Raw genomic sequence first — 11,384 nt, forward strand, 5'->3', positions numbered from 1 at the left:
CGGCGGCGCGGGCGGGGCGCCACCGCTCCCCCGCAGCCGGTTCCGCCCGCCGGTTCCACGCAGCCGGTTCCACGCGGCCGGTGCGGTCCTCTACGTGACGGACCCCTGGACCCCGCTCCCGCTCCCGCTCCCGCTCCCGCGCAGACGTACGGGCAGGACCTGATGCCCGTTGGAGATGAAGGAGGCCACCGGGCGCAGTTCCTCGGCTCCGACCGCCAGGGTCAGGCCGGGGAAGCGGTCGAACAGCGCGGACAGCGCGATCCGGCCCTCCAGGCGGGCGAGTTCCGCGCCGAGGCAGTAGTGGACGCCGTGCCCGAACGCCATGTGCTCACGGCGCGTGGCCCTGGTGCTGTCGAAGCGGTCGGCACTCTCCCCGTGGAGGTTCGGGTCACGGCCGACGGCGGAGTAGTTGATGACGATCGCCTCGCCTTGACGGAACGTCAGCCCGCTGTCGGCATCGTGGACGTCCTCGACGGGGAACCGCATGATGATGTTGGCGATCGGGGCCTGGTGGCGCAGGGTCTCCTCCACCACATCGCTCCACGCGACCTCTCCGCTGCGCACCGCGGCGAGCTGCCCGGGATGGCCGAGCAGATCGACCACGGCGTGGTCGAGGAGGTTGACGGTGGTCTCGTGCCCGGCGCCGATCAACAACAGGAGCGAGTCCAGGAGTTCCTGGTGGGAGAGGCGCGAGTCGGTCTCGTCGTCGTGGGCGTCGATCAGTGCGCTGGTGACGTCGTCGCCTGGTGTGCGGCGCTTGGCGGCGACGAGGCCGTCCAGCAGCTCGTAGACCGCCACGGCGTTCGCGGTGGCCTCCTCCTCGGAGAGGTCGGTGGCGAACAGACCGCCGATGGCGTGCCGGAAGTCCTGGTGCGTCTCGTCGGGCACGCCCAGCAGGGTGTTGACGACCAGCAGCGGCAGCACCCAGGCGAACCGGGCCCGCAAGTCCACCTCCGCGTCGGCCGGTTCGGCCTCCAGCCCGTCCAGCAGGCCGGAGGTGATGGACTCGATCGTCGGCACGAGCGCCCGGACGCGACGGGTGGTGAAGGCCGAACCGATCAGGCGGCGCAGACGGGTGTGCTCGTCGCCGTACGCGGTCAGGGCGTTGCGGACGTCCACCCACGGCCGCAGGGGCCAGGCCGCGGGTATCCGTTCGGCGATGTAGTCCGGCCAGTGCCGGTGGGCGTCCTTGGATATGCGCGGATCGGTGAGTAGCCGTTTGATGAGGCCGGTGTCGGTGACCGACCACGCCTGCACCCCGCCGGGCAGCTCTACCCGCGTCGCGGCACCCGCGGCGCGAAGGCGTGCGGTCTCACCATGGATGTCCGCGGCCCGGGGGTCGAGCCGGAAGGGGCATCCGGATGTGCGCCGGTTGTCGTCCATGGGGTCTCTCCAGATGAGGATGCGACGGGCGGAAAGGTGACGGGCAGAGCGGTCCACCCGGAGTGGAACGTGCCCGGCCTGCGGGTGAGTCGGTCGCGGTGGCAGGCGAGGGTGAGTTCGGGCAGGCGGTCGAGGAGGCGCTCGACCGCGGTCTCGGAGATGACCCGTGCCAGGTCCTGCGCGGGACAGCCGTGAACGCCGGCGCTGAAGGCGAGATGTGCCCGGTTGCCCCCGCGCCGGTCCCGGCCGACGGCGAGCGCGGGATCGCTGTTGGCGGCGGCGAAGCTGACCAGGACGGGCACGCCGGGCTCCAGCGAAATGCCCTCGTACGTCTCGTGGTTGCGCGGATAGAGCGGACAGAAGGTGGCCACCGGCGGGTCCTCCCACAGCACGTGGTCCAGCGCCTCGCCGACGGGCTGGACCCCGTCGTGGACGTTCCCGCCGAACTGGTCGTCGTCGATCATCAGCAGCAGGGCGTTGGAGATCAGATTGGTGCTCGGCTCCGTACCGGCGCCGACGACGAGCAGGATCTGCTGGATCATCTCGGCGTCGGTGAGCCCCGCCGGATGGGCCAGCAGCCAGGAGGTCATGTCGGCGCCGGGGCATCGGCGTTTGAGCTGTGTCAGTTCCAGACAGGCCGCTTCGAGTTCGGCGTTGGCGACGGCAGCGTCCCGGGCCGTGTCGAAGAGCTTCGCGATGGCGAGGACGATGCGCCGTCCCACCTCGGGCGGGCTGCCGAACATGCTGATCAGCACCCGCATGGGCAGCGGGGCCGCGAAGTCGCGTACGAGGTCGGCCTGTCCGTCGGCGGCGAACCCGTCGACAAGCGTGTCGGCGATACGTGTGACGGTGTCCGCGAGCGCATGGGTGTCGACGAGGTCGAGACTGCCGGTGATGGACTCGCGCAGCCGGGCGTGCGCGGAGCCGTCCATCCACAGCGCGTTGTCCCGCGGCTGCATCATCATCAGGGCCGGGCTGTCCGCCGGTACGCGCCCCTCACGCAGCGCCTGCCAGTGGCGGGGATCCTTGGCGAACCGGCCGGGGGTGTTGCGGAGGAGGTGCAGCGCCGCGCGGTAGGTGGTGGTGATGCGGCCATGGACATGCGGGGCGATCTCGACGGGGGCGATGGGGCCGAGGGCGCGCAGCCGGGCGTAGGTGGCGCGGGGGTCGGCGCTGAACTCCGGTCCGTGGATGGGGATTGGGGGTGCGGACGCCGGGGGTGCGGACGCCGGGGGTCCGGATGCCGGGGGTGCGGATGCCGGGGGCCGGGGGCCGCTGCGGGGGCAGACGGTGGGGAGCGGTTCCGGAAGGCGGGACGGCGGCGGGGTGGTCATCGGGCGGGCTCCGGGTCGCGAGGCGGGCACAACACGGTCAACAGGCGGGCTGGGAGCAGAAGTACCGGTACGGGACAGTCAACGGACGGGCGGCAGGCCGTGGTTGGGAGACAGCCCGGTCAACGAACGGGCTCGGGACGGGGAACGCACGTCACCCGGTCAGCGGGCGAGTTCGGGGTCGGGGTCGGGCTCAAACTCCGGCTCCGGCTCCGGCTCCGGCTCCGGCTCCGGCTCCGGCTCAAGGGTGAGCAGATACTCGACGAGCCGGATCAGCGCTTCCTTGGAACTGTCGCGGTCGCGTGCGTCGCAGATGACGAACGGGGTGTTCCCTTCGAGGTCCATCGCTTCGCGGAGCTGCTCGGTGCCGTAGTCCGGTGCCTCGTCGAAGTCGTTGATCGCGATGGCGTAGGGGACGGAGAGATCCTCCAGCAGGCCCATGATGTGGTAACTGTCCACGAGGCGGCGGGTGTCGGCCAGGACGAGCGCCCCCATGGCGCCCCGGGTGAGATCGGCGAACACGGACCAGAACCGGGGCTGGCCGGGCGCGCCGAAGAGGTACAGGACATGGGTGTCGCCGAGCGAGAGCCGGCCGAAGTCCATCGCGACGGTGGTCTCGGTCTTGTCGGGCAGACCGCAGAGGTGGTCGGTTCCCACACCGGCCTCCGTCATCCGCTCCTCGGTGCGCAGCGGGCGTATCTCCGAGAGCGTGCCGACGAACGTGGTCTTGCCGGCGCCCAGATGGCCGGCGATCACGATCTTCGCGGCCGTCTCATCGCCGCGCAGATAGGTGCCGGCGGCTGGGTCAGAGTGCGCGGAGTCCACTGAGGACTGCCTCCAGAAGCTCTCGGTTGCGGATCGGCCCGGCGGCCCCGGTGGACGGGTTCCGGGTGCGGGTACGGGAGGTGATGTGGCCGCTGTCCAGCAGATCGGCCAGTACGACGCGCAGGACACTGGGCGGGAGGCCGAGATGAGAGCTGATCTCGGCCACCGACAGTGCCCCGGGCAGGCACAGGTCCACGACGCGGCGCTCTTCGGGGGTCAGCCCGGAGGTCGCCGCGTCGCGCCTGGACATCACGAGCGTAATGAGGTCGACATGTCGACGGCTGGGTGCGGACCGGCCGCCGGTCACCACGTACGGCCGCACCAGACCCCTGTCCCGGCCGCGCCGGGGAGGGGTCACGCCGAGCTGCCGGCGGAGTCCCGTGCGGGGAGGCTCATCTCATGGCCCAGCCGGTCGATCGCCTTCTCCATCGCGTACGACACGGCCTCGACGTCCGCGTCCGCAGTGGTGGCCACGGCGAGGAAGGTGCCCGGCCCCGCGGCCATGGTGAAGATGAATCCGTCGGTGTACTGAATCATCGTCAATTCCCAGGGCGATTCCTGGCAGTCGGCGAATTCGGCCGCCTCGCGGCTCAGGGACTGCATCCCGGAGACCGCTGCGGCCATGCGATCGGCCATGTCACGCTCGACGCCCTCGGACGAGGCGGCGGTCAGACCGTCGGCCGACAGCAGCACGGCGCGGAGCGTGTGCGGCAGTCTGAGGATGTTCTCGTCCAGGATCCAACCGAGGCCGCTGAGGTCGGTGCCGGGGGTGGTCATGACTCCGGGTTCCTTTCGTTCTGGTCTTGCTGTCGCTGTGCGGCTCGGCGGCGGCCCCTTACGACCGCGCCCACGCTGCCTGCCGGATTCGACGGCGTCTGCATCGCGGGCCTGGACGGCGCGGCGGGACGACGCGGCTGGTTCCGGCGACGCTGCGGAAGGCCGTCGGGGCGGAGGGGGAACGACGGACCGGCCGCGGCGGGGGCGGTCGGCGCGGCGTCGGACGACGGCTCGGGGGTGACCGCGGGTTGAGGAGCGTGAGTGACTCCCGACTCCCGCTCGACGGACTCGGGCTCCCGCTCTGCGGGCTCGGGTTCCGGCTCTGCGGACTCGGGTTCCGGCTCGGCGACCGTGAACTCCCGCGCACGGGCCGCGGACTGCGGCTCGGAGGTGACCTCGGAAAGCCGGGGCCGGCGGTCGGGTACGACCTCCTCCGGCGCAATCGGCTCCTCTGCCGGGTGGGCGGTGGTGTCCGCATCGCGTGCAGGCGCGGCCGCATCGCGTGCAGGCGCGGCCGCATCGCGTGCGGGTGCGGGTGCGGGTGCGGTCGGTTCGCGTGGGGGTGCGGGTGCTGTCGGTTCGCGTGCGGCTTCCCCGGCGTCACGCCCGGCGGCGACGCCCTCCCTCGCGGATTCCTCATCCTCGGACACCCCACCGGCCGGAGCGAGCCCGGAACCGGCGCTTGCCGGCCCGGGCTCGGCAGATACGGGGCCGGGCTCGACAGATACGGGCTCGGCACGGGCGGGCTCGGCCGCAGCGCTCACGGGCCCGACGCTCTCGGGCCCGGCCTCGGCACGTACGGGTTCGGCACGTACGGGTTCGGCACGTACGGGTTCGGCACGTACGGGTTCGGCACGTACGGGTTCGGAATCGCCGGTGAGCAGGAGCCCGGTCTCGGCAGGGGCGGGCCGGGCCCGCGTGGCGGCCGGCTGCGGATCGGTGTCGGTGGTCAGGAGGTCCTTGGGGAGGTAGACGACCGCCCGTACACCCCCGTAGTCCGACTCCTGCTCGACGCTGGCTCGGAATCCGTAGCGGGCGGCGAGCACGCCCACCGCCGAGAAGCCGAACTTCGGGGGGTTGCGCAGCTGAGTGAGGAGGACCGGTTCCCGGCCGGAGAGCTGACGGCCCGCCAACTCCCGGTCCTCGGGCTTCAGTCCGACCCCGGCATCGTCGATCACGATGCTGACCCCGTTGTGGCCCTCCACGAACCACACCCGTACGTCCGAGCCCGGCTCGGAATGCCGGGCGGCATTGTCGAGGAGTTCGGCGACGGCGAGCACCACGGGCTCCACCACCCGGCTGACCACCGCGGCCGCCGGCCGCCCGGTGACCTTGACCCTCTGGTAGTCGCGGATACGGGAGATGCCGCCGCGCACGACGTCCTCCAGCGGCGAGTTGGTCCGCTGGCGCAGTGGTCTGGAACCGGTGAGGACGCCGATGACCTGGGTCCTGCGGCTGAGTTGGCTGCTGGCGTGGTCGATGGCGTTCGCGTCGTGCAGCACCTTTGCGTCGTGGTGCCGCTCCAGCATGTCGAGGATGGCGCGCTGCTGTTCGTTGAGCAGCGCTTCCATCGACCGCGTCACGGTCCTCACCGCGGCGCGCGCCGCGGACTCCGCTCGCTCGGACGCCTCCGCGGGCACGCCGCCGAACATCTCGAGCACCGTGTACTGGGCCTGCGCGAACGGCGTACCCGCGAGTTCGTCGTGCAGCAGGCCGGGAGCCTCGGTCGGCTGCCCCTGCCACAGCCCCTTCATCAGGGCGGGTACGCGATGCTCGACCAGATGGCGCGCCTCGGCATCGCGCATGCGGATGGCCTGTTCGCGATCCTCGATGGTTGCCTCGAGGGCCTTGATGCGCTTCGCGCGGGCGACGGCGATGCTCCGGTACCGCAGAGCGGCCGCACCGGCAGCGGCCAGGCCCGGGAGCAGGAGCCAGATCGGTGCGTCCGGTATGGGTGTCATCAATTCCTCGGACGGGAGCGGAGGGCGGGCCGTGGCACGCGCGCTCCCCGTACGGAGTGCGTGAGGACGCCCGGTCCTCATGAACTCCCGACGCGCCGCCGACCGGTGTGAGATCGATCTTGCAGGGTCGCCTCCACGATACGGATCCGGACGGCTGTCGTGGTGCAGTCGAGGTGAAGGATCGTCAAGTTCCGGCCAGATATGACGAGTTGACGACCCCTGCCAGTAGACGTATGGCGCAGAAGCCCCACGCGCCCGCGTGCGATGTGCCCCCAATGCGGGTCGCGGACCGACAGCGAGCCGCGCGGAGATCGGGCCGCCGGAAGACACCAGGGCCCCTGGAGGCCGGTGGGGGCGCGGGGCGAACGTCGAGCGAAGGTCAGACGAAGGGGTGCGGCGCGCCGCCGGGAAGGATGCTCCCGTAGCCGCCGGATGCCCCGAAGCGGAGCAGGCGAGGCGTGAACACCCGCAGAGGCTCGGCCATATGCAGGGGCTGCAGATCCGGGACCACGACCTTTACCACGGAGACGCCCATGTCGCGCAGGTCGTCGGTCGTCACATCGCAGACCACGATGTCCCCGACACGGTCGAGGACATGGGCGACCAGCCGCCGCATCGACCCGGCTCGGGGTTCGAGGTCGGCGGGATCCAGCGCGGGGCCCTCCTGATGCAGATACGGGAGGTCGCGCGACCGGCCGGGCTGTGCCCAGTAGCCGACACGGTCCTCCCGGCAGCCGATGTCCATGCCGGTGGTGAGCCACTCGTCGGCACAGCGCCGCACGTCCTCGTAGCGATCCCGCAGGCCGCGACGGAAGCAGAGAGCCTCGAGGACCGCCCCCACCATGGCGTCGTTCAGCGACAGCGACGCCTTGGCGCCGAGGGTCATCTCCGGGCCGATGCCCGACGGGTCGGTCACCTGGGCCATGGCCACATGGACAGGCAGGTCGGTGGGGGCACGGAACAGGCGGACCTCCAGGCCGTCCCGCCGTGCCGCGGCGAGGAGTTCGCCCAGCCGCCCCTCACCGCACCGGCCGAGGTCGAGCCGGTCGGGTGAGAGCTGCAGATAGTGCATGATCATCAGCGCGTCGTGCTCGATCACTTCGAGGAGCCCGCGGCGCGCGGCCGCCGACCAGGAGAGGCCGGAGGCGGCACCGGTGGCGACGGGGTCGCGCAAATATCCCTCCCCCTCGGGCGCGAAGTACGGGAGGTGGACGGACTGGGCCGGGACGAGGCAGTCGGATCCGGTCGAGAGGGAGACGCCCCCGACCCACGAGCGCGGTACGGCATCGGCTCTCCGACGGTCGGCCACGGTCGAACTCCGGGCGCACAGAAGCCGGGAGGGCGCGACGGCGTCGAGGAGCTGCTCCTCGAGCGACCAGTAGCTGTCGGTCAGCAGCTGGTCCTCACGGTAGACCGAGAGGCTGTGGCGCTCGAAGACCTCGAAGGCGGCGCCCACGACCGTATCGGTGTGCTCCGCTCCCCGGCCCTCCGCATGGCGCAGCAGCGTCGCGTGGCTCTCACCGCAGACGTCGTGCTCCTCCTCCAGGAGCCCTCTGCCGCCCACGAGCGGGCCCATCGCCGTCATGAACATCGGGAGCAGTTCCCCGGCGTCGGGCTCGTCGTCGCTGCAGAAGCACTCCATGACCTTCTGACCTTCCATCAGGCCACCTCCTGCCGCCCTGCATACGTCATCGTGTTCCCTGCTCGCGGAATTCCGAACGTGTCCGGCCGGGCCGGACCCCGGGCCGGGAATTTCTCGGGGCCACTACGCATCGCCATGTCGCCCCGCGCTTCGTTCGGTGAATGGTGATTCCGGCGTTCGGCCCATGAAGAAAGGCGCCGGCGAAGGGATAGCGGAATCCTCGGCCACCGCACTGGGCAATTGTGCCGCACGCTCGGCTCTTGGGACTGAGTCGGACCACAAGAGCCTGTCTCCTCGTCGATCAGTTGACGTGGGCGCGCGCCATGGACCCGCCGGAGCCTTCACTTGTTCAACTGTTTCCCGGCATCGGGAATGGATGCCGTGGTGAGGATGGCAGTTCACCCGAAGATCCACAACCCCCGGACACGGGCTGCCGCCAGTCCCTCTTGACCGTTTCCGCGACGCTCCTGTATGCCGCACCGAACTGCACCGAGTCACCAGGAGATCAGCGGATGGCGGCACTTGTGGACGTTGTGTTCACACGATGGTTCAGGGTTGAATCGCCCGGATTGCGTTACCCTGCGTAGCAGAGGACCCGTCAACACACGGTGCGTAACAGCGACTTCGGCCCTGTGGCGCGAATCATATGCGGCTGGACCAATGCCCCGGAGTTCCCCCCTTTCCCCCGGTCACCGATAACGATTCATTGCACGGCGAAATGATGAGGGTTGAAATTCCGCACTCCCGGGCGAACAAGCGGGCGTCTGCCGAAGCGACCAAGCCCGTGCGCCCGGCCATCAGGCCCGACCACCAAGGCCGACACCGGGCAGGAGCGCCGGAGAGGCGCTCAGTACAGGAATCCCGACAGGAACCCCGAAGGAGAAAGCACTGGCTGCCGAGGTCGCGCACCGCCATGCTTGACCGCATGTTGATCAAGGAAGCCACTGCGGCGGACTGGCAGACCATCTGGCCCTTCTTCCATCGCATCGTCGCCGCGGGCGACACCTTCACCTTTCCACCGGACCTGGGAGAGGAGGAGGGCCGCGATTGGTGGCTGCTCTCCCCGCCCGACCGCACAGTGATCGCCGTCGACGACGCCGGCACGGTCCTGGGCTCGGCCAAGATGAACCGCAACCAGAAGGGCAACGGCTCCCACATCGCCAGCGCCAGCTACATGGTCGACCCGGAGCACGGCGGGCATGGAGTCGGCCGGGCACTGGTCGAGCACACACTGGAGTGGGCCCGTGCCGCGGGCTTCCGCGGCATGCAGTTCAACGCCGTCGTGGAGACGAACGAGCTCGCGGTGAAGCTGTACGAGTCGCTCGGCTTCGAGGTGATCGGCACGGTCCCGGAAGGGTTCCGGCATCCGACGCGTGGCCACGTCGGGCTGCACATCATGTATCGCGCGCTCTGAAGTGCCCTGAAGGCCTCCGAAGTCTCCAAAGCTCCCGGAGTCGCCGAAATCGCGCATACGCCGCAGTGCTTCCACCACCTGCCCCCGCTGGCGGAAGGAAATACTCCGTTTCGTTCCCCGGCCCGTAACGACTCCGTCTCGGAACGGCGTTCGGCGCTCTCGCCAGGCTTTACTGGGGCGCCGCAACGCCGCCGGGCCCAGCGAGTCACCGGGAGACACGAGCGAGATGGGCAGACACCGCAGACCCAGCCGCAGAGAACACGCGCGCTCCACCGCGCTCAAGACCGCCGTCGCCCTCGGCGCGGCGGGCAGCATCGCCTTCGCCCTCCACTCCACCGCGGGCGACGACGAGCCCGTCCAGGCACGCCCGGGCCTCGACTCCCGCCAGGGCGAAGTGCCCGGGACCGAGCCGACCACGGCGGACACCGCCCCGGCACACCCGGCCCTGGCACCCACGAACTCCGCAGAGCCGAAGCTCCTCCAGGACCGCGGCGACGGAGCGCGTACGAACCGGTCCGCGTCGCCCACGCCGAACGACGCGAGTACGCCCGGCACGGTGGACACGCCGAGCGCCGCCACCACTGACTCCGCACCGGCTGCACACTCCACCGCCCCGAAGGCCGGCATGAGCTCCTCGACCGCCGAGGCTCCCGGCACGGTGCATCCCACCTCCTCCGGCGAGCCGGGCGGCGGGCGGCCGGACAGCCGAGGAGACCAGGGCGGGGATCAAGGTCTGGTGAACGATGTCGTCGACGGTGTCGGCGGCACGCTCGACGACGTGGTCGGTGGCCTGGTCGGCGGCCTGTCCGGCAACTGACCCGCGACCCCCTCCGTCCGGCAACTCCCCCGCCCCCCCGTCCGTCCATCCGGTGAACCCACGGCGCCCTTCCGGGGGCGCCCTTCCGCTGATGGTTCCGTACCACTGTTCCGTGGCGCCGCGCGCGGAGGCGGCTTCCACCTTCGCTCCCCCGAACGCGACCCTTCCGCCGTCGGCGAATCTGCTGACAGCAGTGAGACGTTCACGGCGCCGTAGGCGTCGGGCAGAGTCTGCGGCATGAAGCTCCTGATGCTGGGCGGAACGGAATTCGTCGGCCGCGCCGTCGTGGAAGAGGCCCTGGCCCGGGGCGTAGAGGTGACGGTGTTCCACCGCGGACACCACGCGCCGCCGCACGGCGTGACCGTCCTGCGCGGCGACCGCCGGGCCCCCGGCGGTCCGGCGGCCCTGGAGCACGGCGCCTGGGATGTCGTCGTCGACACATGGTCGGGAGCGCCGTCGGCCGTGCGCGAAGCCGCCCGGCTGCTGGCCGGTCGCACCGACCGGTACGTCTACGTCTCCAGCCGCTCCGTGTACCGCTTCCCGAGCGCGGCCGGACTGGACGAGGACGGGCCGCTGGTGGACGCCGCCCCCGGCCTCGGTGACGTCGACTACGCACAGGCCAAGCGGGGCGGGGAGATGGCCGTCACCGACGCGTTCGGCGACCGTGGGCTGCTGGCGCGAGCGGGGCTGATCCTCGGTCCCTGGGAGAACGTCGGACGGCTTCCCTGGTGGCTGAACCGGATCGCGCGCGGCGGCCAGGTCCTCGCTCCCGGTCCCCGCGATCTGCCGCTGCAGTACATCGACGCGCGCGATCTCGCCTCCTGGATCCTGGACGCCGCGGACGCGGAGCTGAGCGGGCCGTACAACCTCGTCAGCCCGCCCGGCCACACCACCATGGGCGAACTGCTGGACGCCTGCACGCGCGTGACGGGCGGCGACGTCCGGCTCCGCTGGCTGGCCCCGGAGGCCGTGGTCGCGGCCGGCATCGAGCCGTGGACGGAACTCCCGCTCTGGCTGCCGCCGGGCGAACTCCACGACACCCTGCACGGCGGCAACGTGTCGAAGGCCCTCTCGACCGGGCTGCACTGCCGGCCCGTCGAGGAGACGGTGGCCGATACATGGGCCTGGCTGCGGGAGTTGGGGGCGCCTGCACCTCAGCGGCCCGACCGTATCGCCGTCGGCCTGGACCCGGAGAAGGAGGAACGCGTCCTGCGGGACCTGCTCTGAGATCTTG

The 11,384-nt window shown here is 71.0% G+C and carries 10 protein-coding genes; 3 read left to right on the plus strand and 7 right to left on the minus strand.

Annotated features, from left to right (window positions below; genetic code table 11):
• Window positions 1-90: 90 nt before the first annotated feature.
• From ACGFNH_RS05260 to ACGFNH_RS05290, 7 genes are all read right to left on the minus strand, one after another.
• Window positions 91-1,383 (minus strand): cytochrome P450, encoded by a 1,293-nt coding sequence (locus tag ACGFNH_RS05260; protein ID WP_393651674.1) that lies wholly within the window; start codon window positions 1,381-1,383, stop codon window positions 91-93.
• Window positions 1,272-2,717: a cytochrome P450 gene (locus ACGFNH_RS05265; protein ID WP_393651675.1), complete on the minus strand. Its 1,446-nt coding sequence runs from the start codon at window positions 2,715-2,717 to the stop codon at window positions 1,272-1,274. Before ACGFNH_RS05265 ends, ACGFNH_RS05260 begins: the two co-directional genes overlap by 112 nt.
• Before the next feature lie 159 nt (window positions 2,718-2,876).
• Window positions 2,877-3,539 carry an ATP/GTP-binding protein gene (locus tag ACGFNH_RS05270; protein ID WP_393651676.1) on the minus strand — a complete coding sequence of 221 codons (663 nt, stop codon included), beginning with the start codon at window positions 3,537-3,539 and terminating at the stop codon, window positions 2,877-2,879.
• Window positions 3,520-3,897, minus strand: a complete 378-nt coding sequence (locus ACGFNH_RS05275; protein ID WP_393651677.1) for a DUF742 domain-containing protein — start codon at window positions 3,895-3,897, stop codon at window positions 3,520-3,522. Before ACGFNH_RS05275 ends, ACGFNH_RS05270 begins: the two co-directional genes overlap by 20 nt.
• Window positions 3,894-4,316: a roadblock/LC7 domain-containing protein gene (locus tag ACGFNH_RS05280; protein ID WP_393651678.1), complete on the minus strand. Its 423-nt coding sequence runs from the start codon at window positions 4,314-4,316 to the stop codon at window positions 3,894-3,896. The genes ACGFNH_RS05275 and ACGFNH_RS05280 overlap by 4 nt, the downstream gene beginning before the upstream one ends.
• The gene (locus ACGFNH_RS05285; protein WP_393651679.1) at window positions 4,313-6,277 is read right to left on the minus strand and encodes an ATP-binding protein; all 1,965 of its coding nucleotides are present in this window, start codon (window positions 6,275-6,277) and stop codon (window positions 4,313-4,315) included. The genes ACGFNH_RS05280 and ACGFNH_RS05285 overlap by 4 nt, the downstream gene beginning before the upstream one ends.
• 379 nt (window positions 6,278-6,656) lie before the next feature.
• Complete coding sequence (locus ACGFNH_RS05290; protein ID WP_393651680.1) at window positions 6,657-7,937, minus strand: YcaO-like family protein; 1,281 nt, start codon at window positions 7,935-7,937, stop codon at window positions 6,657-6,659.
• Window positions 7,938-8,844: 907 nt separating this feature from the next.
• Here ACGFNH_RS05290 and ACGFNH_RS05295 point away from each other — a divergent pair.
• The 3 genes from ACGFNH_RS05295 to ACGFNH_RS05305 all read left to right on the plus strand — a co-directional run bounded on the left by ACGFNH_RS05295 (window position 8,845) and on the right by ACGFNH_RS05305 (window position 11,377).
• Window positions 8,845-9,333 carry a GNAT family N-acetyltransferase gene (locus ACGFNH_RS05295; RefSeq protein WP_393651681.1) on the plus strand — a complete coding sequence of 163 codons (489 nt, stop codon included), beginning with the start codon at window positions 8,845-8,847 and terminating at the stop codon, window positions 9,331-9,333.
• A gap of 226 nt (window positions 9,334-9,559) precedes the next feature.
• Window positions 9,560-10,150, plus strand: coding sequence for an extensin (locus ACGFNH_RS05300; RefSeq protein ID WP_393651682.1), 591 nt, complete (start codon window positions 9,560-9,562; stop codon window positions 10,148-10,150).
• A gap of 237 nt (window positions 10,151-10,387) precedes the next feature.
• Window positions 10,388-11,377, plus strand: coding sequence for an NAD-dependent epimerase/dehydratase family protein (locus tag ACGFNH_RS05305; RefSeq protein WP_393651683.1), 990 nt, complete (start codon window positions 10,388-10,390; stop codon window positions 11,375-11,377).
• The last annotated feature ends 7 nt before the right edge of the window (window positions 11,378-11,384 follow it).

Origin of the sequence: Streptomyces sp. NPDC048639, assembly GCF_043199075.1 — a bacterium.
Classification (GTDB): domain Bacteria; phylum Actinomycetota; class Actinomycetes; order Streptomycetales; family Streptomycetaceae; genus Streptomyces.